General features: G+C 66.5%; 19 protein-coding genes and 1 pseudogene. 12 read left to right on the forward strand and 8 right to left on the reverse strand.

Annotation, left to right across the window (positions count from 1 at the left end; translation table 11 throughout):
* The first annotated feature begins 33 nt into the window (after nt 1–33).
* The 5 genes from Q1A36_RS09915 to Q1A36_RS09935 are packed head-to-tail and all read left to right on the forward strand — an operon-like array spanning nt 34 to nt 3704.
* The gene (locus tag Q1A36_RS09915) at nt 34–936 is read left to right on the forward strand and encodes a VOC family protein (protein ID WP_299842907.1); all 903 of its coding nucleotides are present in this window, start codon (nt 34–36) and stop codon (nt 934–936) included.
* The gene (locus Q1A36_RS09920) at nt 933–1301 is read left to right on the forward strand and encodes a nuclear transport factor 2 family protein (RefSeq protein ID WP_299842910.1); all 369 of its coding nucleotides are present in this window, start codon (nt 933–935) and stop codon (nt 1299–1301) included. Before Q1A36_RS09915 ends, Q1A36_RS09920 begins: the two co-directional genes overlap by 4 nt.
* 30 nt (nt 1302–1331) lie before the next feature.
* Entirely contained in the window at nt 1332–2129 is a 798-nt protein-coding gene (locus Q1A36_RS09925; protein WP_299842914.1) for an SDR family oxidoreductase, read from the forward strand.
* A 12-nt stretch (nt 2130–2141) separates the two neighbouring features.
* Nucleotides 2142–2714 (forward strand): NAD(P)H-dependent oxidoreductase, encoded by a 573-nt coding sequence (locus Q1A36_RS09930; RefSeq protein ID WP_299842917.1) that lies wholly within the window; start codon nt 2142–2144, stop codon nt 2712–2714.
* A 24-nt stretch (nt 2715–2738) separates the two neighbouring features.
* Nucleotides 2739–3704, forward strand: coding sequence for a VOC family protein (locus tag Q1A36_RS09935; protein ID WP_299842920.1), 966 nt, complete (start codon nt 2739–2741; stop codon nt 3702–3704).
* Here Q1A36_RS09935 and Q1A36_RS09940 read toward each other — a convergent pair.
* Nucleotides 3701–3946 carry a WGR domain-containing protein gene (locus tag Q1A36_RS09940; RefSeq protein WP_299842923.1) on the reverse strand — a complete coding sequence of 82 codons (246 nt, stop codon included), beginning with the start codon at nt 3944–3946 and terminating at the stop codon, nt 3701–3703. The genes Q1A36_RS09935 and Q1A36_RS09940 overlap by 4 nt on opposite strands.
* Before the next feature lie 85 nt (nt 3947–4031).
* Entirely contained in the window at nt 4032–5351 is a 1320-nt protein-coding gene (locus Q1A36_RS09945) for an MFS transporter (RefSeq protein WP_299842926.1), read from the reverse strand.
* Between the two features lie 214 nt (nt 5352–5565).
* On the opposite strand from Q1A36_RS09945, the gene cyoA reads away from it, so the two are divergent.
* Genes cyoA through Q1A36_RS09970 form a run of 5 tightly spaced genes read left to right on the forward strand, consistent with a single transcriptional unit; the run spans nt 5566 to nt 10432 of the window.
* Entirely contained in the window at nt 5566–6684 is a 1119-nt protein-coding gene (gene cyoA / locus Q1A36_RS09950; protein ID WP_299842929.1) for a ubiquinol oxidase subunit II, read from the forward strand.
* Nucleotides 6685–6694: 10 nt separating this feature from the next.
* Entirely contained in the window at nt 6695–8713 is a 2019-nt protein-coding gene (cyoB, locus tag Q1A36_RS09955; RefSeq protein WP_299842932.1) for a cytochrome o ubiquinol oxidase subunit I, read from the forward strand.
* Nucleotides 8710–9336, forward strand: coding sequence for a cytochrome o ubiquinol oxidase subunit III (gene cyoC / locus Q1A36_RS09960; RefSeq protein ID WP_299842935.1), 627 nt, complete (start codon nt 8710–8712; stop codon nt 9334–9336). The genes cyoB and cyoC overlap by 4 nt, the downstream gene beginning before the upstream one ends.
* The gene (cyoD, locus tag Q1A36_RS09965) at nt 9336–9710 is read left to right on the forward strand and encodes a cytochrome o ubiquinol oxidase subunit IV (protein ID WP_299842938.1); all 375 of its coding nucleotides are present in this window, start codon (nt 9336–9338) and stop codon (nt 9708–9710) included. Before cyoC ends, cyoD begins: the two co-directional genes overlap by 1 nt.
* Nucleotides 9707–10432, forward strand: coding sequence for an SURF1 family protein (locus Q1A36_RS09970; RefSeq protein WP_299842941.1), 726 nt, complete (start codon nt 9707–9709; stop codon nt 10430–10432). The genes cyoD and Q1A36_RS09970 overlap by 4 nt, the downstream gene beginning before the upstream one ends.
* 13 nt (nt 10433–10445) lie before the next feature.
* Here Q1A36_RS09970 and Q1A36_RS09975 read toward each other — a convergent pair whose 3' ends face one another.
* Nucleotides 10446–11222, reverse strand: a complete 777-nt coding sequence (locus Q1A36_RS09975; RefSeq protein ID WP_299842944.1) for a nitrilase-related carbon-nitrogen hydrolase — start codon at nt 11220–11222, stop codon at nt 10446–10448.
* 90 nt (nt 11223–11312) lie between these two features.
* Here Q1A36_RS09975 and Q1A36_RS09980 point away from each other — a divergent pair, with 90 nt between their 5' ends.
* Nucleotides 11313–12962 (forward strand): NAD(P)/FAD-dependent oxidoreductase, encoded by a 1650-nt coding sequence (locus Q1A36_RS09980; RefSeq protein WP_299842946.1) that lies wholly within the window; start codon nt 11313–11315, stop codon nt 12960–12962.
* A gap of 32 nt (nt 12963–12994) precedes the next feature.
* Here the strand turns inward: Q1A36_RS09980 and Q1A36_RS09985 are convergent, their stop codons facing one another.
* From Q1A36_RS09985 to Q1A36_RS10005, 5 genes are all read right to left on the reverse strand, one after another.
* A complete protein-coding gene (locus Q1A36_RS09985) occupies nt 12995–14035 on the reverse strand; it encodes a 2-keto-3-deoxygluconate permease (RefSeq protein WP_299842949.1) in 1041 nt (346 codons plus the stop codon).
* Between the two features lie 253 nt (nt 14036–14288).
* On the reverse strand, nt 14289–14864 hold the full coding sequence (locus Q1A36_RS09990; RefSeq protein WP_299842952.1) for a biotin transporter BioY: 576 nt from the start codon (nt 14862–14864) through the stop codon (nt 14289–14291).
* 4 nt (nt 14865–14868) lie between these two features.
* Nucleotides 14869–15486, reverse strand: coding sequence for an energy-coupling factor transporter transmembrane component T (locus Q1A36_RS09995; protein WP_299842955.1), 618 nt, complete (start codon nt 15484–15486; stop codon nt 14869–14871).
* Nucleotides 15461–16195, reverse strand: coding sequence for an ABC transporter ATP-binding protein (locus Q1A36_RS10000; RefSeq protein WP_299842958.1), 735 nt, complete (start codon nt 16193–16195; stop codon nt 15461–15463). Before Q1A36_RS10000 ends, Q1A36_RS09995 begins: the two co-directional genes overlap by 26 nt.
* Nucleotides 16196–16279: 84 nt before the next feature.
* A complete protein-coding gene (locus tag Q1A36_RS10005; protein ID WP_299842961.1) occupies nt 16280–18322 on the reverse strand; it encodes a DEAD/DEAH box helicase in 2043 nt (680 codons plus the stop codon).
* A gap of 264 nt (nt 18323–18586) precedes the next feature.
* Between Q1A36_RS10005 and Q1A36_RS10010 the strand changes: the two are divergent.
* Nucleotides 18587–21148 (forward strand): annotated as a pseudogene (locus Q1A36_RS10010) (hypothetical protein); the annotation flags it as partial.

Below are 21148 nucleotides of genomic sequence, written 5' to 3' on the forward strand. Positions count from 1 at the left end.
GATCCCCCGAGGAGGAAAGAGGAGGACACCATCATGGAACCGCTGGTTCATCGCTTGGGCTATGTCGCCCTGAATGTCAGCGATCTGGAGGGCGCCGTGGAGGACGCCCAGCTGATCGCCGGCGCCTCGCTGGTCGAGCTGACTACGGACCGCGCGCTGCTGACATCGAACGCCCGTCACGCCGAACTGATCATGCACCGGGCCGATCACTCGTCCCTGCGCGCGATCGGTCTGGAAACGCTCGATCCCGCGCATGTGGACGAGGTTGCCCGCCGGGCGCGCGAGGCCGGGCTGCGCATCATCAGCGAGACCCCCTCGCTGCCGGTGATCGAGAAATCGGTGACCGTGGCCTTCCCCGAAGGCCATGTGATCGAGGTCCATACCCCCATGCCCCGCGACCGTCCGCGCCGCTATGCCGGACCGGGCATCCATCCGCGCTATCTCGATCATGCCAACCTGACCGCGGCTGATCCTGCGGCTTCGGCGCAGCTGATGATGCAGGTGCTGGGCCTCAAGCTCAGCGAGCGCACCGAGGGCTGGGAACTGGCCTGGATGCGGGCGGGCGACGGGCGGCACCATACGCTTGGCATGGCCAAGTCCGCCGATGGTGGGGGTCTGCACCATTACAGCTGGGAGTTCGCCGATTTCGCCGATTTCAAGCGGCTCGGCGATGTGCTGGACGCGCAGGACCGCACTCTGGTCTGGGGTCCGGGGCGGCATGGCGCGGGTGACAATATCTTCGCCTATTACGTCGATGCGGCCGGTTTCCTGGTCGAGAACACGGCGGAAATGGAGATCATCGCCGATCCGCATTTCCAGCCGCGCATCGTCGATCCGGGCGAGAACCTCTCGAACTTCAAGGTGGTGAACCGCTGGGGGCAGTTGCCGTCGCGGGAATGGATGGGCCATTTCAACGCCTGCGCGGTGCTGGGATGAGCCGGCCCGACATCGCCCTTCTGGAAGATCGCCGCTATGCCGCGATGAAGGCGGGCGATGTCGCGGCGCTGCGCGAACTGCTGTCGGACCGGCTGCATTACAGCCATTCGCTGGGGGATCGCGACACGCTGGACAGCTATCTCGACAAGGTCGCGGCGGGGCATTTCGTCTATCAGAGCGTCAGCCACCAGACCGATTGGATCGAAGACCTGCCCGGCGCGGTGCTGCTGGGCGGGAGGATGAGCGCCCAGGTGCTGGTCGCGGGCGAGAGCCGGCGGATCGACAACGCCTTTCTGGCCATCTGGGCCGACGAGGGCGGGGCCTGGCGGCTGATCGCCTATCAGCCGACGCCGCTGCCGGGCTAGGCAAGGGACTTCAGGCGAGGAGAGAGAGAGATGGATCTGGGACTCGAGGGCCGGACCGCCGTGGTCGTGGGCGCCAGCAAGGGCATCGGCCGGGGCATTGCCCGCGCGCTCGCAGCCGAGGGCTGCAACCTGTTCCTGCTGGCGCGCAATGCCGGGGAACTGGCCGACACCGCCCGCGCCATCACCGAGGAATTCGGCGTCAGCGCCACGCCCATCGCCGCCGATGTCAGCGACACCGCCTCGGTCAGCGCGGCGGCGGCGGCGGTGCGTGCCAAGGTGCCCGAGATCAACATCCTCGCCACCAGCGTCGGCACTGCCATCCGCCGGCAGGACCGCACCATCACCTGGAGCGATGCCGACTGGCAGGCCGATATCGACATCAAGGTCACTGGCATCCTGCGGGTGATCCGTGAGTTCGAGGGCATGATCGCCACAGACGGCTCGGGCCGGATCGTCAACATCACCGGCGCCTCGGGGCTGATGACCTGGATGCCGGCGCTGACCTACGGCATGAACAATGCGGCGATGATCCATGCCAGCGGCTACCTGGCCGCCGATATGGCCGATCGTGGCATCACCGTGAACACCGTCGTCCCCGGCATCATCGGCACCGAATGGCGCGAGGGCTGGGCCGGCGGCATGGCCGGCGATCAGGACAAGGAGGATTGGCTGGGCGAGTTCTGCGGTGGCAAGGGCATCATCGCCCGCCGCTGGGGCAAGGTCGAGGAGATCGGCGATGCCGTGGCCTTCCTCGCCTCGGACCGCGCCAGCTATATCACCGGCACCCGTATGGTCGTCGATGGCGGTCTGACCGCTAATATCCGCTGAGGAGGCGCCGGGATGCTGACCCTTCAGATCATCATCGGCAGCGTGCGGCAGGGCCGCGGCGGGGCCTCGGTGGCCGAATGGTTCACCGACATCGCCGCCAAGGATACGCGCTTTCGAACCGAAGTCGTCGATCTGGCGGCGCTGAACCTGCCGATCATGGACGAGCCGAACCACCCGAGGCTGCAGCAATATACCCATGAGCATACCAAGCGCTTCAGCGAGATCATCGCGCGGGGTGATGCCTATGTCTTCGTCACCACCGAATACAACTATGCCATCCCCGGCGCGCTGAAGAACGCGCTGGATTACCTCGGCCCGGAATGGGCGGGCAAGCCGATGTGCGCCGTGGCCTATGGCGGGATTTCCGGGGCCGCCCGCGCGGTCGAGGATCTGCGCCGGGTGGCGGTGGCCTTGAAGATGATCCCGCTGGTGCAGGGCGTGGTCTGCCCGCTTTACGCCCAGCAACGCGATGACGAGGGCCGGTTCCACGGCAACCCGACCCAGATCGAGGCGGCCCATGACATGCTGAATACCCTGGCCGATTTCGGCGCGGTGCTGAAGGCCCGCCGCCTGGCCGCCCAGTGATTAGCCTGTGAGAAGGAGGACGAGATGACCGCCATAACCGGAAAAGTCGCGCCGACCAAACGGCCGGGCGAATTGGGCATCCATTCGATGGATACCTTCATGATGACCGTCCCCGACCTGAAGGTCGCGGATGAGTTCTACCGCGCCTTCGGCCTCGACGTGCGCGAGGAAGGCGACGGGCTTGGGCTTTACACCTTCGGCTCGGATCACCGCTGGCTCAGCATCCACGAGGCGGGGCGCAAGAAGCTGAACCACCTGTCCTTCGCGGTCTTCGAAGAGGATTTCGAACCGATGCGCCGCCGGATCGAGGCGCAGGGGGTGCGGCTTCTGGATGCGCCGCGCGGGGTGGTGTCGAACGGCTTCTGGTTCCTCGACCCGTTCGGCGTGATGATCGAGGTGAAGGTGGCCGAAAAGACCTCGCCCAACGAGAAATCACCCTTCTCGGTGGTCTCGGTGCCGGGGGGCGTGGCTGGCGCGCCGCAGCGGTCCAAGGCGCCGGTGGTGCGCCCGCTGCGTCTGGCCCATGTGCTGCTGTTCACCCCCGACGTGCCGAAGGCCATCGAATTCTACAGCCGCGCCATCGGGCTGCGCCTCTCGGACCGCTCGGGCGATGGCATCTGCTTCATGCACGGTATCCACGGCTCGGACCATCACCTGCTGGCCTTCGCCAAATCCTCGGCCCCCGGGTTGCATCATTGCAGCTGGGACATGGGCGGCATCAACGAGATCGGCATCGGCGCGATGAACATGGCCGACAAGGGCTTCACCCGCGGCTGGGGCATGGGCCGGCATGTGCTCGGCTCGAACTATTTCCACTATGTCCGCGATCCCTGGGGCAGCTATTCGGAATATTCCGCCGATATCGACTATATCCCCGCCGATTGTGACTGGCAGGATGGCGACTACCCGCCCGAGGATTCGCTCTATCTCTGGGGGCCGGAGCTGCCGAAGGATTTCGTCCATAATTACGAGGCGGAAAACGAGGCCTAGATTTTCTGACCCTCGACATAGCCCCGCGCCCGCTTGCGCCGCAGCCAGTCGTCCCGGCTGGCCTGCGCCGCCTCAAGGCTGGCGAACCATGTCCGCCCGATGCGGCCGGCGCTGCCAAGCCGGCCCCATTGGCGCAGAAGCTGCACACCCCCGAAGAGATCGCCCGCCAGCTCAAGCCGATAGAAGCGCGCCATGTTCTGCGCGGGGTCGCAACGTGTCAGGTGGATGGGGTCGCTGTCCATGGCGGCAGTCTGCCGCAGCCCGGCCCCGCCCGTCCAACGACCAATCTGAATCGCTTCGACGGCATCGATTCACGCCACTGATGGATCAGCGCCAGGACCCATCCTGGCTGCGGCGTTCCTCTTGCCGGCGGCGGAACAGCGTCAGCGCGGCCAGCGTGCAGAGCGCGCCCGACAGAAGATAGGCCCCCGCCGACCACAGCCCCAAAGTCTCGGTCAGGTAAAGCGCGACGAAGGGCGCGAAGCCCGCGCCGAACATCCATGACAGATCCGCCGTCAGGTTCGAGGCGGTGAAGCGGTTCTTCTTCAGGAAGCCCGAGGCCACCGCGCCCGAGCTTTGCCCGAAGGACAGGCCCAGCAGCGAGAAGCCGATGATCACATACAGCGCCTCGCCGCTGCGGCCGAGCGCGAGGATCAGCGGCGACAGGATGGCATAGATGGCGATGCCGATGGCGCAATAGGTCAAGAGCGTGCGCCGCCCGATCTGGTCGGCGATGAAGCCCGAGGCGATGATCGCCCCCAGCCCGAACAGTGCCCCGATGATCTCGATCACCAGGAAGGCCAGCGCATCCTCGGGCGTGTGGACATAGATCCACCCCAGCGGGAACACCGTGACCATGTGGAACAGCGCCAAGGTCGCCAGCGGCGTGAAGGCCCCGATGATGATGTTCAGCCATTCCTCGCGCATGGCGACGGGCACCGGGCAGGGGTCCAGCTCGGATTCCGAGAAGAGCGTCTTGAACTCGTCGCTGACCACCAGCCGCAGGCGCGCGAACAGCGCCACGACGTTGATGGCGAAGGCCACGAAGAAGGGGTAACGCCAGCCGAAGCTGAGGAATTCCTCGTCCGACAGCGAGGTCTTCAGGTAGATGAACAGGCTGCTGGCGAGGATCAGCCCGATCGGCGCGCCGATCTGCGGGATGGTGGCGAAACGGCCCTTTTGCCCGGCGGGCGCGTGCAGCGCCAGCAGCGAGGACATTCCGTCCCAGGCCCCGCCAAGCGCCGCCCCCTGCCCCATGCGGAACAGGATCAGGCTCGCCACGGTCAGCCAGCCCTCTTGGTCGTAATTGGGCAGGAACGAGATGGCGACGGTCGAGAGACCCAGCAGGAACAGCGCCGAGGTCAGCTTGACCCCGTGGCCGAAACGCAGGTCGATCTCGGTGAAGATCGCGGTGCCAACTGGCCGCGCCACGAAGCCGAGGGCGAGGACCAGAAAGCCGTAGAGCACCCCGTTCGTCGGCGAGGCGAAGGGAAAGATGAACTGCGGAAAGACCAGCACCGCCGCGATGGCGAAGGTGAAGAAGTCGAAGAATTCCGAGGTGCGCCCGATGATGACACCGATGGTCAGATCGGAAAGCCTGACCCGCTGATGCGCAGGCTCTGCCGGGACGGTGTTGCCGGTCGTCATGTTGGTCCCCCGCAGATCCGAGACAGTGGATGCAGTGATTGTGAAGGAACAGGCCATTGATCGCAATGTCAAGTTTGGCGCAGTTGCGCGGGCAGCTTATGGACAATCTGGAATGATCTTGTAATGGTTCCGCCAACAGCCGGGTTCTCCGCATCCCTCCGTCCGCGCGGTCTGGTGCCAGAAATCCGCCGTCCGGGTCTGCAAAGGTGAGTGCATGGCGATGATTCGTTCACGCTCTTTGATCGCTGCGATCGCGCTTGCCACGCTGGCGGGCTGTTCCTCGGAAGTGCTTGCGCCCTCGGGCGATGTGGCGGCCAAGCTGCGCGACGTTCTGGGCATCACCACCGCGCTGATTCTGGTGATCGTGCTGCCGGTGATGGTCGCCATCGTCGCCATCGCCATCCGCTATCGCAAATCGGACCAGTCCGAGGCGAAATATGACCCGCATTTCCACCATTCGACCTCGCTCGAGCTGCTGATCTGGGCGGCGCCGCTGGTCATCATCATCTGGCTTGGCGCGCTGACCTGGGTCAGCACCCACAAGCTCGACCCCTATCGCCCGCTGGACGAGGAAACCCGCGGTGTCGAGGCCGATGCCGAGCCCTTGGTCGTCGAAGTGGTGGCGATGGACTGGAAATGGCTGTTCTTCTATCCGCAATACGGCATCGCCACGGTGAACGAACTGGCCGCGCCGCTGGACCGGCCAATTGCCTTCAAACTGACATCGACCGAGGTGATGAACGCCTTCTACGTGCCGACGCTGGCCGGGATGATCTACACCATGCCCGGTATGGAGACCAAGCTGCACGCCGTCATCAACGAGCCGGGCGAGTTCAAGGGTATGTCCTCGCATTACAGCGGTGCCGGCTTCTCGGGGATGAAATTCCCGTTCTACGGGCTCGAGCAAGAGGGCTTTGACGCCTGGGTCGCCAAGGTGCGCGACTCGGGCCAGACCCTGGACCGCGAGCGCTACCGCGAGCTGCTGAAACCCAGTGAGAACGAACCCGCCGCGTATTTCGCCCTTGGGGACGAGGCGCTGTATCACGACATCCTCAACCGCTGTGTCGAGCCGGGCCAGACCTGCATGGACGCGATGATGACCGATGGCGCCGGGGCGCATGGCATGGACCCCGGCATGGACAATGGCGAGGGGGGCCCCGACATGGGCGAAGGCGGGGCCGACATGGGCGAAGGCGGGGCCGCGGGTGAGACCGGGAGCCATGAGGGCCACGACGCCATGCCCACGGCGATGCCTTCCGATGAGGACTCCGCCCGCGCAAAGCCGTCAGGCCCGGCCCTGACAAATCAATACGCATTCCTGAGCCAGAACTGAGGGATCCGCCATGGCCATCACCGGGCAAGAGATCGAAAGCAGCTTCCTCTTTGGCCGGCTGACGCTGGACAAGTTCCCGCTGGACGTGCCGATCGTCGTCGGCACCTTCGCCGTGGTGGCGGTCGGCGGGGCGGCTCTGGTAGCGGTCGTCACCTATTTCCGGCTCTGGGGCTATCTGTGGCGCGACTGGCTGACCAGCGTCGACCACAAGAAGATCGGCATCATGTACATGATCCTGGGCATGGTCATGTTCCTGCGTGGCTTTGCCGATGCGATCATGATGCGCCTGCAGCAGGTCTGGGCCTTCAATGGCTCCGAGGGCTATCTCAACGCCCATCACTATGACCAGATCTTCACCGCCCATGGCACGATCATGATCTTCTTCGTGGCCATGCCATTCATCACCGGGCTGATGAACTTCGTCGTGCCGCTGCAGATCGGTGCGCGGGACGTGTCCTTCCCCTTCCTGAACAATTTCAGCTTCTGGATGACGGTCGGCGGCGCGGTTCTGGTGATGATCTCGCTGTTCGTGGGCGAGTTCGCGATGACCGGCTGGCTGGCCTTCCCGCCGCTGTCGGGCATCGTCGCCAGTCCGACCGAGGGGGTGGATTACTATATCTGGGGACTGCAGATCGCCGGGGTCGGCACGACACTCTCGGGCATCAACCTGCTGGTGACGATCCTCAAGATGCGCTGCCCGGGGATGACGCTGATGCGGATGCCGGTGTTCACCTGGACGGCGCTTTGCACCAACGTGCTGATCGTCGCCACCTTCCCGGTGCTGACCGCGACCCTCGTGCTGCTGGCCCTCGACCGCTATCTGGGCATGAACTTCTTCACCAATGACCTTGGTGGGAACCCCATGCTCTACGTGAACCTGATCTGGATCTGGGGCCATCCCGAGGTTTACATCCTCGTCCTGCCGGCCTTCGGCATCTTCTCCGAAGTCACAGCGACCTTCTGCGGCAAGCGGCTGTTCGGCTACAATTCGATGGTCTATGCCACCATCTGCATCACCATCCTCAGCTATCTGGTCTGGCTGCACCACTTCTTCACCATGGGCTCGGGGCCTTCGGTGAACAGTTTCTTCGGCATCGCCACGATGATCATCTCGATCCCGACCGGCGCCAAGGTGTTCAACTGGCTCTTCACCATGTATCGCGGCCGTATCCGGTTCGAGCTGCCGATGATGTGGACTGTGGCCTTCATGCTGACCTTCTGCATCGGCGGCATGACCGGGGTGATGCTGGCGGTGCCGCCGGCCGATTTCGTGCTGCACAACTCGCTGTTCCTCGTCGCGCATTTCCACAATGTCATCATCGGCGGCGTGGTTTACGGCGTCTTTGCCGGGATCAACTACTGGTGGCCCAAGGCCTTCGGCTTCCGCTTGAACGAGTTCTGGGGCCGGGTCAGCTTCTGGTGCTGGGTGGTGGGCTTCTGGGTCGCCTTCATGCCGCTTTACATCGTCGGGCTGATGGGGGTGACGCGGCGCCTGCGCACCTTCGACGATCCCTCGCTGCAGGTCTATTTCGCCATCGCCGCGCTTGGTGCGCTGCTGATCGCCGCCGGCATCGGCGCCATGCTGATGCAGTTCTACGTCTCGATCCGCGACCGCGACCAGCTGCGCGACACCACCGGCGACATCTGGGGCGGGCGGACGCTGGAATGGTCCACGTCCTCGCCGCCGCCGGATTACAACTTCGCCGTCACCCCGGTCGTCTATGACGTGGATGCCTGGCAGGACATGAAGGAACACGGCTATCAGCGCCCGCTGTCGGATTTCAAGCCGATCCACATGCCCAGAAACACCGGCGCCGGGATCATCCTTGCAGGCATCAGCACCGCGCTTGGCTTTGCGCTGGTCTGGCATATCTGGTGGCTGGCCGCGGTCAGCTTCCTCGCGCTGATCCTTGGCGCGATCCTGCACACCTTCAACTATAACCGCGACTTCCACATCCCCGCCGCCACCGTCACCGCAACCGAGGACGCCCGCAGCCGGGCCCTGGGACAGGCGGGCCAGACAGCATGAGCACGCCCATCATCACCGAACCCACCGATCCGCGCGTCTTCCACCCGGAAGAAGAGCCGCATCACCCCGAGGGCCACAGCACGCCGCTTGGCTTCTGGATCTATCTGATGAGCGACTGCCTCATCTTCGCCACGCTCTTCGGCACTTTCGCGGTGCTGGGCCAGCGCTATGGCGGCGGGCCGGGTCCGAAGGAGCTGTTCGACCTGTGGCTGATCGCGCTGAACACGGCGATGCTGCTGTTCTCCTCGATCACCTATGGCTTTGCCATGCTGGCAATGCACCGGGGCGACCAGAAAGAGGTGATGAAATGGCTGGGGATCACGGCGGGCTTCGGCCTCGCCTTCCTTGCCATCGAGCTTTACGAGTTCAACCACCTGATCCATATCGGCGCCGGGCCGGGGCGTTCGGCCTTCCTCTCGGCCTTCTTCACCCTGGTCGGCACCCACGGGCTGCATGTGACCTTCGGCCTGATCTGGATGGCGGCGCTGGTCCTGCAGGTCCGCAAGCACGGGCTGACCAGCGCCAACCAGCGGCGGCTGGAATGCCTGTCGATGTTCTGGCACTTCCTCGACGTGATCTGGATCGGGGTCTTCACCTTTGTCTATCTGATGGGGATGATCTGATGAGCGATCCGCATGAGGGCCACCACGAGACCCACGCCGCGCCCTTCCCCCATGGCACCAAGCAGGATTACGTCACCGGCTTCATCCTTGCCGCCGTCCTGACCGCCATTCCCTTCTTCCTGGTCATGTCCGGCATCTTCTCGTCCGAGCGGCTGACCGCGTTTCTGGTGCTGATCTGCGCCGTGGCGCAGATTATCGTCCACATGGTCTATTTCCTGCATATGAGCCCCAAGGCCGAGGGCGGCTGGACGCTGATCTCGCTCGTCTTCACCATCATCGTGCTGGTCATCGCCGTCGTCGGCACGGTCTGGGTCATGTATCACATGGATGCCAACATGATGCCCGGCATGATGACCGAGCCGCCGGCGAATTGAGCCCCGACCGCCTGCGTCCGCGCTGGCAGGTCGGGCTGGCGCTGGTCCTTGGCGTGGCGCTGACCCTGTGTTTCGCCGCGCTGGGGATCTGGCAGATGCAGCGCCTCGCGTGGAAGCTGGACCTGATCCAGAAGGTCGAGGCGCGGGTCGAGGCCGATCCGATGGGCTTGAGCGATCTTCTCGCGCTGCCCCCCGGCGAACAGGACTATCGCCATGTCACCGCCACTGGCCAGTTCGACCACGAGGCCGAGACGCTGGTTCAGGCGGTAACGGAACTGGGCGGCGGCTTCTGGGTGCTGACGCCGCTGCAAACCGGCGCGGGCACCGTGCTGGTCAATCGCGGTTTCGTGCCGCCCGAGCGCGCCGACCCGGCCACGCGAGCCGAGGGGCAGGTGACGGGCGAGGTCAGCGTGACCGGCCTTGCCCGCCAGTCCGAACCGGGCGGCGGCTTCCTGCGCTCAAACGACCCGGCGGCGGATCGCTGGTATTCCCGCGATGTCGCGGCCATCGCTGCGGCGAAGGCCCTCGGTCCCGTCGCGCCGCTCTTCATCGATGCCGATGCGACGCCGCAGCCCGGCGGTTCCCCGGTCGGCGGGCTGACCGTCATCGCCTTCCGCAACACCCACCTGATCTATGCGCTGACATGGTTCGCGCTGGCCGCCATGGCGGCGGCGGGGGTGGTGGTCCTGCTCCGGCAGGGGCGGCGGCAGGACCGGGCCTGACCTAACGCCTGACCTAACGCGTTGGCCGGTATTCCCGCGCCTGCTCGGAAAACGCCCCGGCTGGCAACTTGTCCAGCGCCGCCAGGTCGACGACCAGCAGCGCCTCGCCATGCGCGCCCGCCATCGCCAGCGGCTGCCCGTCCGGCCCGGCAATGACCGACAGCCCGCCATAGGTCAGATCGCCCTCGCTGCCGCAGAAATTGGCATAGGCGACAACTGCCCCGGTCTCATGCGCACGCGCCGGGACCAGCACCCGCTGCACATGCTCGTAGCCCATCGGATTGGCCGTCGGCACAAGGATCAGCCGCGCGCCCCCTGCCGCCAGTTCCGCCGCATGGCCGGGAAACTCTATGTCATAGCAGATCAGCGTCGCAAGCTGCTGATCCTCCAGCGAAACCACCGGCACCAGCTGGCTGCCATGGGCAAAGCTCGCCTGTTCCATCGGCCCGAAAAGCTGGATCTTGCGGTAATGCGACAGCACCGCGCCATCCGGCCCGATGGTGGTGGCGGCGTTATAGACCGCCTCGCCCGCCCGCTCGGCCCAGCCTAGGCAGATGCCGCAGCCGGCCTCGCGCGCCATCTGACGCAGCCGGGTGATCCATTCGCCGTCCAGCGGCTGCGCCAGCTCGCGATGCAGGTCGGGGCGGTTGTAACCCGGCAGAATCAGCTCGGGCGCGACCAGCAGTTTCGCCCCGGCGGCGGCGGCTGCCCGCAGTTGCTGACAGATCGCCGAAAAAACCTCATCAATCCGGCCGTTTGCCGGCGGTGACTGCCAGAGTGCAAGCTTCACTTCCGACCCCTCTCAAGCCCATAATCTGCGGGCATTTTATCCGATCCGCGGCGATTGACCATGCGGGTGGAAACCTTGGGGGAAAGACGCATGAGCACGAAACCCGTCACCGCCTTCGGGCCCGATTTCCCCTTCGCCTATGACGACTGGATCAGCCACCCCGCCGGGCTGGGCTCGATCCCCGCCAAGCGCCACGGCACCGAGGTCGCCATCATCGGCGCCGGTGCCGCCGGCATCATCGCCGGGCACGAGTTGATGAAGCTGGGCCTGCGCCCCATCATCTACGAGTCGGGCAAGTTCGGCGGCCGCCTGCGCTCCGAGACCTTCGAGGGCACCGAGGATGTGGTGGCGGAACTGGGCGGGATGCGCTTTCCGGTCTCCTCGACCGGCTTCTATCACTATGTCGATCTGGTCGGGCTGGAGAGCCAGCCCTTCCCCAACCCGCTGACCCCCGCCGCCGGCTCGACCATCGTGGACCTTGAAGGCGAGACGCATTTCGCCCGCACGCTGGACGATCTGCCGCGCCTCTATCACGAGGTTGCCGTGGCCTATCGCGCAGCATTGCAGGAGCACGCCGATTTCGCCGATCTGCAACAGGCGGTGCGTGACCGCGACGTGCAGCGGCTGAAGGAGATCTGGGACCCGCTGGTCGAGAAATGGGACGAGCGGACCTTCTATGATTTCGTCGTCTCCTCGCAGGCCTTCCGCTCGCTCAGCTTCCGCCACCGCGAGGTCTTCGGGCAGGTCGGTTTCGGAACCGGCGGGTGGGATAGCGATTTCCCGAACTCGATGCTGGAGATCCTGCGGGTGAACCTGCTGGAACTCGACGATCACCAGCGTTTCATCGTGGGGGGCGTCGAGAACGTGCTGCACCGCCTCTGGCGCCAGCCTGCGACTTGCGCCCATTGGCCCGAGGGCACAACGCTGGCCAGCCTGAACGGCGGGGCGACGCTGGGGCGCGCCATCCGCATCTGGCGACGGAACGGCGGTTTCACCGTCACCGATCAATGGGGCATCGTGCGCGATTACGCGGCGGTGCTGGTCACATGCCAGAGCCACCTGCTGACCACCTCGGTCGCGGTGGACGAGGCGATCTTTGACCAGAAGCTGTGGATGGCGCTGGACCGAACCCGCTACATGCAGGCGGCAAAGACCTTTGTCATGGTCGACCGGCCCTTCTGGAACGACATCGACCCGGCGACCGACCGCCCGATCCTGTCGATGACCCTGACCGACCGGCTGACGCGCGGCACCTATTTCTTCGACAATGGCCCCGACAAGCCGGCGGTGATCTGCCTCAGCTATTCCTGGATGACGGATGCGCTGAAGGTGCTGCCCTTGAGCCCGGAAAAGCGGGTGGAACTGGCGCTGGCGGCGCTGGACAAGGTCTATCCCGGCATCGACATCCGCAGCCATATCCGCGGCAACCCGATCTGCGTCAGCTGGGAAAGCGACGAGAATTTCCTGGGCGCCTTCAAGGGCGCGCTGCCGGGCCATTACCGCTATAACCACCGGATGTACGGGCATTTCATGCAGTCGGCCATGCCCTATGAACAGCGCGGCATCTTCCTGGCGGGCGACGGCATCAGCTGGACGCCGGCCTGGGTCGAGGGCGCGGTGCAGACCGCGCTGAACGCGGTCTGGGGGGTGATGACGCATCTGGGCGGGGCCTGCGATGCCGCGAACCCCGGGCCGGGCGATCTGTGGCCCACGATCGGCCCGGTGGCGCTGGAAGACTAAGCGGGCGTCACCGCCCCCTGCCCCTTTCCGGCCTATTCCGCAGGGGTCGCCGCTGTCCGCGCCGTAGCGGATTTGCTTTCGTAATAGGCTTCCTCGGCCTCGGGCGAGATGCCGTTGCGGCGCTGCCAGCCGGCCAGCCAGGCCACCAGGAAGGGCATGGTGAAGGCGGTGCAGACGACCGCCGTGGCGACCTGCGCGGTGGCGATGCCCTGGATGGGAGCGAGCGAGGGATCGATCAGCGCGATGGCCGCCGGGGTGGCGATGGCATTGCCGGCGGTGCTGGCCTCGGCGGCCCCGGCGACCAGGTTGCGCGTGGGGCGCGGGTGTCGACGCAGCACGTGCCAGACCCAGAGGCAGAGCACCGCAGCGCCCCCCGACAGGATCACGGTGGCAAGCCCAAGGATCACCCCGACCGCACCCGAGCTCAGCAGCACGCCGAAATTGATCCCGGCGCCGATGGCGAAGGCGACGAAGGGGATGATCAGCTTCTCGCCCGGCGCGAGGAAAGCCCGCGCCGTCGGGCTGCTGTTGCCGAGGATGAAGCCGAAGATCATCGGGAAGATGGCCGAGAACAAGGCAAGGGCCGGGAATTGCGCCAGACCGGCGGCACCAAGCGCGATCATGGTCAGGAACGGCCCGTCATTGATCGACAGGATCGAGATCGCGCCCTTGTCGCTGCGATTGCCGAACTGGCTGGTCAGCGCGACGAAGAGCGAACCGTTGGAGTTTGACATGGCGGCGATGATCGCAACCGGCAGCAGCCCCCACAGCGTGCCCTCGGGCGTGAGGAAGGCGACCGAAAGGCCGATGGCGGCGGCGATGCCGAACTTGGCCAGCAAAAGGACGATGCCCTTCTCGACCGCCGGGACCGCCGCGCGCAAATCGATTTGCGAACCCACGCAGACGAAGAAAAGCCCGATCAAAACCGGCGTGCCGCTTTTGAACAGCGCGGTGGTGAAGCTGCCGATTTCCAGAATGCCGGGCGCAAGGCTGGCGACGACCGCGCCGAGAAACAGCGGCACGATCATCAGCGCGCCGGGGATACGGCCGAGTTGTCTAAACAGGGTTTCCATGGGTTTCCTCCGAATATCTGTCCTCCGCCCGAACCGCGTAGCTTCCCGGGCGTGGACCCGAGTGGTGTCTGGGTCTGGGTGGGGCTGACCGGGCTGCCTTGGGTGGACGGCAGGGTGATCCGGTCCGCCCTGTCCCGAACGATGACAACAGAGGAGGACGACCGGCAATACCGGCGGGGGTATCACGTGATACCGCAAGAGACTGATTTCATGTCAGTTCGTGCTGAATCGATCGGTTTTTAGTCTGGAACCACTACAGCCGTCGCGCACCCGCCGCCGCGCCACCGCGATACCAGTCCAGCGCCTGCGGCCGCGCCTGTGCGAGGGCCTGCACCAGCAGCCCGGTGATGACGGCCTTCAGCAGGTCGCCTGGAATGAACACCGCGACCAGCCTGAAGGCCTCGGCCAGCGGCTTGTCGATGACGATGGACAGGCCGGTGGCGCCGAGGAGGTAGAGGATCAGGATACCGCCGAAGACCGCGCCCAGTCCTGCCGTCAGCCCGGCAGAGCGCAGGCGCACATGCTCGACGAAAAGCCCGGTGGCGAAGGCCGCGACCGGGAAGCCCAGGGCAAAGCCGGCGGTCGGACCGACGAAGACCCCAAGCCCCCCGCGCCCGCCCGACAGAAGCGGCAGGCCAAGCGCCACCAGCAGCAGCAGCAGCCCCGCCGCCGCCGCTCCGCGCCACGCCCCCAGCACCGCCCCGGCCAGCATCACCCCAAGCGTCTGCGCGGTGATCGGCACGCCGAAGCCGAGGGTGATCTGCGGCACCAGCCCCAGCGCGGCGATCAGCGCGGCGAAGAGAGCGATGCGGGCAAGGTCGCGTTCCATGAGGTTACTCCGGTCTTGTGTGTCCAAGGGGGCCGCCGCGCGCGCGCAAGGCCTCGCCGACATGATCGGCTTCGTCCAGCGCGTGCAGCATCAGCGGAAAGATCAGGCGCCAGCCGGGACGGCGGCGGGATCGCGCGCGCCAGGCCTCGGCCAGGGTTTCGGCGCGGGCGACCAGCACGGGGATGAAGCGGATCACCAGCGGGATCGCGGTTTCCAGAAGATGCACCGGCAGGCCAAGCCGGCGCAAAGGCGCGGTCAGGCGGTGGACCAGATCGGTCATCTCGGACAGCCGGGTGGTCATGGTCACAAGATTGGCCAGCGCCACCAGCACCACCATGCGCAGGACGATCAACACGCCCGCGTGCAGCTCTGCGGTGATCAGATGCCAGATCGCAAGAAGCGCGACAAAGGGCAATACGACGCGCAGGTGGCGCATCCCGGCGGTGAAAAAGACCCGGCCCGGCGCGGCATAGAGGACAAGGACCAGCGCCAGCGCGGTCAGATGCAGACCCAGACTGTCGGTCAGAAAGAGGCCGGTCGATGCCAGACACAGTGCCGCCAGCTTCGCGCCCGCCGGCCAGCCATGGGCGCGGGTCTCAACCGGCGAGGTCAGCGAGATCATCAAGCTCTCCCAACCGGTTCATCTCGGCGGTGAAATCGGCCAGCACCGGGCAAGGCGCACCCTGCGCCACGATCCGCCCCTGATCCAGCCAGAAGACCTGAGCGCAGTCAGCCAGATCGGCGGGGTCATGCGAGATGTGAAACAGCCGCGTGTCCGCCCGGTTCAGGTAGCGCTGCAATTGCCGGCGGGTGGGGATGTCGAGCCCGGCATAGGGTTCATCGAGGATCATCAGCCGTGGCCGCATCGCCAGCACCGCCATCATGCAGACCAGGTGCTTCTGCCCCTGCGACAGCGCCGCGATGGTGGCGTCCTGCCAGTGCAGCTTGTCGAACCCGGCCAGCACCGCGCGCGCGCCTTCGGCGGCCTCGGTCTTGCTTTGGCCCAGCTGGCGCAAGCCAAAGGCGATCTCCTCGTCGACGCGGGGAAAGATGATCTGGTGCTCGGGGTTCTGGAACAGGATGCCGACGGTTTCCAGCGCCGCGCGGCGGTCGCGGAACAGGTCGTGGCCATGGATGCGGATGGTGCCGCTGGTCGGTTGCAAAAGCCCGGCCATCAGCCGCGCCAGCGTGCTTTTGCCCGAGCCATTGCGCCCGACCACGCCGATCGAGCGGGCCGAGGTGGCAAGCGTCAGGCCCGACAGCACCGGCCGTCCGGCGATCTCGTAACCGAGATCATCCAGACGGATGTCGTCGCTGGCGGTATCACTCATCGGCAGGTCCTGCGCTGCGGTGCTGCCGTCTCTTTAGCCGCAGAGGCGGGGGCAGGGAAACCCGCCCGCCGCGTTGGTGCTGGCTTATCCCCGGCCCTTGGGGCGGCGGGGCGGGGCATTGCCGCTCTCGGCGCGGCGCGGGGCGCCGAACTTGCCGCCCGGCTTGCCACCGGGTTTTCCAGAGGGCTTGCCGCCCGGTTTACCGCCGAACTTGCCCGCAGGCTTTCCAGCAGGTTTGCCCTCGGACCTCGACGCCGCCCAGCCCTTGCCCTTGGCGGCAGGTTTGCCCTCGCGCGCCGGGGCAGCCTCGCTGCTGCGCGACTTGGCCGCCTTCTCGGCGGTGCTCCAGCGCGGCTTGGCGCGCGGGGCCTTGGCGGGTGCCGGCTCCAGGCCGGCATCGGCGGGCGACCATGCGGGTTCGGCGGCGGCGGGAGGTGCCGCGCGGGCAGCGGCGGGCGCAGGCGCCTCGGCCATCGTCTTGCGCGGCTTCCCCGGCTTGTCCCAGGGCTTCGAGCCGCGATGCGGCGCCGGGCGTCCGGCGGGTCGGTCCAGCACCGGCTCGCCCTGCAGCCGGCGCATCATCAGCCCCGGTTCGATCTCGATCCGGTCGCCGAAGCGCGGGGCATCGGCCGTGGCGATCTGGACATAGGTCTCCTCTTCGCGCACGCGGATCGCGCCGATGGCGTCGCGGGTGATGCCGCCGGCCTCGCAGATCTTCGGCAGAAGCCAGCGCGCCTCGGCCCGGCCGGTATGGCCGACCGACAGGCCGAACCAGACCGAATCGCCAAACTCGCGCGGGGCGCGCGGGGCGGCATCCGAGGGCGGCAGGCTGTCCGACAGTTCCTCCGGGGGCGGGCGACCCTCGCGCCACAATTGCACGAAGGCGGCGGCGATCTGTTCGGCCCCGAAGCGGTCCAGCAGGTCGCGGGCGATGGTCATGTCCTCGAGCGGTGCCGACAGCGCCTGATGGTCCAGCATCCGCTCGTCATCCCGCGCGCTGACTTCGTCGGCCGAGGGCGCCTGGCCCCATTCGGCAACGACCTTCGCGCCCTGCAACAGCCGCTGCGCCTTCTTGTATTCCGAGGGCGTGACGATCAGCGCCGACACCCCCTTGGCACCGGCCCGGCCGGTCCGGCCCGAGCGGTGCAGCAGCGTCTCGTAATTCGTCGGCAGGTCGGCATGGATCACCAGTTCCAGCCCCGGCAGGTCGATGCCCCGCGCCGCCACGTCCGTGGCGATGCAGACCCGCGCCCGGCCATCGCGCAGCGCCTGCAGCGCATGGGTGCGTTCGGATTGCGACAGCTCGCCCGACAGCGCCACCACGCGGAAGCCGCGATTGCCCATCCGGGCCAGCAGATGGTTCACATTGGCCCGGGTCTTGCAGAAGATGATCGCCGTCCGCGCCTCGTAGAAGCGCAACAGGTTGAAGATGGCGTTTTCCTTGTCGCGCAGGGCGACGTTCAGTGCGCGATAGGCGATGTCGCCATGCTGGCGCGCCTCGCCCATGGCCGAGATCCGCAGCGAGTCCTGCTGGAAGTCGCGCGCCAGCTTCTCGATGGCGGCGGGAACGGTGGCCGAGAACATCAGGGTGCGCCGGCTCTCGGGCGCGGAGCCGAGGATGAATTCCAAGTCCTCGCGGAAGCCCAGATCCAGCATCTCGTCGGCCTCGTCCAGCACCGCGACGCGCAGCGCCGAGAGGTCAAGCCCGCCGCGCTCGATATGGTCGCGCAGCCGGCCCGGCGTGCCGACGACGATCTGGGCGCCGCGCTCCAGCGCCCGGCGTTCGGTGCGGTAATCCATGCCGCCGACACAGGTGGCGATGCGCGCCCCGGTGCCGGCATAGAGCCAGGTCAGTTCCGCCGCGACCTGCAGCGCCAGTTCGCGCGTCGGCGCGATGGCCAGCGCCAAGGGCGGCGTGCCCTGCGGCAGGCTGTCGCCGTCCAGAAGATCGGGGGCGGCGGCGATGCCGAAAGCCACGGTCTTGCCCGAGCCGGTCTGGGCCGAGACCAGAAGGTCGCGCCCGCGCGCATCGGGGGTCAGCACCGCCTGCTGCACCGAGGTCAGGGTTTCATAGCCTCGTTCGGCCAAGGCCGCGGCCAGAGGCGCGGCAATCTCGTCTTGGGTCATTTCGTCTGCCTGATAGGGGCCGCAGCCCGGGGTCACGGCCCGGTCCCGTCCGCGCGCCTCCAACCTCTCGCACGCATCCCAGAACAGCCGATCCGCTGCCTTAGCCGCCGCAAGGGCGAGAGTCAAAGGCTGCGTGATGCAGGTGCCCCCGCGGGCCGCGCAACCGCCTCCTCTGGTCAGGGGCCGTTAGCAGTTGTTTTACGACTTCGCGGTAAAAGGCGTGACGTCACAACGCGGGAATCCCCGCGAAATCAAAGGGTCGGAATGCGTCCTCTGTCAGGTTCGTGCCTGCTGGCACTCGCCCCACTCCTCGCCCTGTCCGGGGCCCCCAAGGCCTGGGCATTCGGCCCGGACTATATCTTCCAGCACCCGACGCCATTGGGTCGGGAAGCCTTCGCCACCTGCACATTCGAGGTGTACAACCACGTCACCCAACTCGCATGGATCTGGTTTCAGTCGGCTAATGAAGATGTCGGAGGCAGCTATTTCTACTCTGGCGGTGTCCCTTACAGCAGCAACCCCATCACCGCCGACTCGCTGCGACAGCGCTGCGGCTTCACCAGCGTGAACATCATCTCGCAGGACGGCGCGACCGGAACCCATTTGACTGACGACTATATGGGCGTCATCTTCGATGCGATCACGCCGGAAGACCCCGTGACCTATCGCTACGAGCTAGCGCTGAGCGGTCTCCTCTCGACAAGCTTCATCAACACCCGCGTTGCGGTCGAACACCCCCCAACAGCCAATGCCGGACCGGATCAGTCGCTCGCCTCGGGCGACCCCGGAGCGCTGGACGGGTCTGGCTCCTCGGCGAATGATCTGGGCCAGAGCCTGACCTATGCCTGGACCCAGACCGGCGGCACGGCGGTCACGCTTGACGATGCCACCAGCGTCACACCTGCGTTCACCGCCCCGACGCTGAATGCAGGGGCTGCACCCGAGGTGCTGAGCTTCAGCCTCATCGTGAATGACGGGATTGCCTCCTCCACCGCCGACACAGTGCAGTTCACCATCGACCCGCCGCCGAACACGGCCCCAACGGCCAATGCGGGGCCGGACCAGACCCTTGCCTCAGGTGCCGGCGTGACGCTGGATGGCAGCGCCTCCACGCCGAATGACACGGGGCAAAGCCTGACCTATGCCTGGACCCAGACCGGCGGCACGGCGGTCTCGCTCAGCAATGCCTCGGTCGTTGCGCCCAGCTTCACCGCGCCGACGCTGAACATGGGGGATGCGCCGGAGGTGCTGACCTTCAGCCTCGTGGTGAATGACGGGATCGAGGACTCTGCCGCCGACACGGTGCAGATCACCATCAATCCGCCGCCAAGCAATCCGCCGCCAAACATCCCGCCCACGGCAAGTGCCGGACCGGACCAGAGCGTCGTGTCGGGTGCCAGCACGATGCTGGACGGCAGTGGCTCATCGGCCAATGATGGCGGGCAGAGCCTGACCTATGCCTGGACCCAGACCGCCGGCACGGCGGTCACGCTCGACGATGCCACCAGCGTCACACCCGCATTCACCGCGCCCACGCTGAGCGTGGGCGATGCGCCCGAAGTGCTGACCTTCAGCCTCGTGGTGCATGACGGGGTCGAGGCCTCCCCTGCCGACACGGTGCAGATCACCGTCACCCCGCCAGCGAACACGCCGCCGACGGCCAATGCCGGGCCGGACCAGATCCTTGCCTCGGGTGCCAGCGTCACGCCGGATGGCAGCGCCTCCTCGGCCAATGATGCCGGGCAGAGCCTGACCTATGCCTGGAGCCAGACCGGCGGCACGGCGGTCACGCTCAACAATGCCACCAGTGTCACGCCCGGCTTTACCGCGCCCACGCTGGCCGTGGGCGATGCGCCGCAGGTGCTGACCTTCAGCCTGGTTGTGAATGACGGGGTCGAGGCTTCCCCTGCCGACACCGTTCAGATCACCGTCACCCCGCCAGCGAACACGCCGCCGACGGCCAATGCCGGGCCGGGCCAGACGCTTGCGTCGGGCGCCAGCGCGATGCTGGACGGCAGCGCCTCCTCGGCCAATGATGCCGGGCAGACCCTGACCTATGCCTGGACCCAGACCGACGGTTCCGCCGTGGTGCTCAGCGATGCCACCAGCGCCACACCCAGCTTCACCGCGCCGACCGTGCCGGTGACAGGGCCGATGGAGATGCTGGTCTTCAGCCTCGTGGTGAATGACGGGATCGCGGACTCTGCCCCCGACATGGTCCGGATCACCGTCACTGCCGAGTCGAACACCCCGCCGACAGCGGATGCCGGGCCATCCCAGACTGTTGCCTCAGGTGCCGCCGTGACGCTGGATGGCAGCGCCTCCACGCCGAATGATACCGGGCAAAGCCTGACCTATGCCTGGACCCAGACCGCCGGCACGGCGGTCACGCTCAACAATGCCACCAGCGTCACACCCGCATTCACCGCGCCCACGCTGGCCGTGGGCGATGCGCCGCAGGTGCTGACCTTCAGCCTCGTTGTGAATGACGGGGTCGAGGCTTCCCCTGCCGACACCGTTCAGATCACCGTCAACCCGCCGCCGAACACGCCGCCGACGGCCAATGCGGGGCCGGACCAGACTGTCGCCTCGGGTGCCGGCGTCACGCTGGATGGGGGTGCCTCCACGCCGAATGATGGCGGGCAGAGCCTGACCTATGCCTGGACCCAGACCGCCGGCACGGCGGTCACGCTCGACGATGCCACCAGCGTCACGCCCGGCTTTAGCGCGCCCACGCTGTCCGTGGGCGATGCGCCGCAGGTGCTGACCTTCAGCCTCGTTGTGAATGACGGGGTCGAGGCTTCCCCTGCCGACACCGTTCAGATC

Origin of the sequence: uncultured Paracoccus sp., from assembly GCF_947487305.1 — a bacterium.
In the GTDB taxonomy this organism is placed as follows: domain Bacteria; phylum Pseudomonadota; class Alphaproteobacteria; order Rhodobacterales; family Rhodobacteraceae; genus Paracoccus.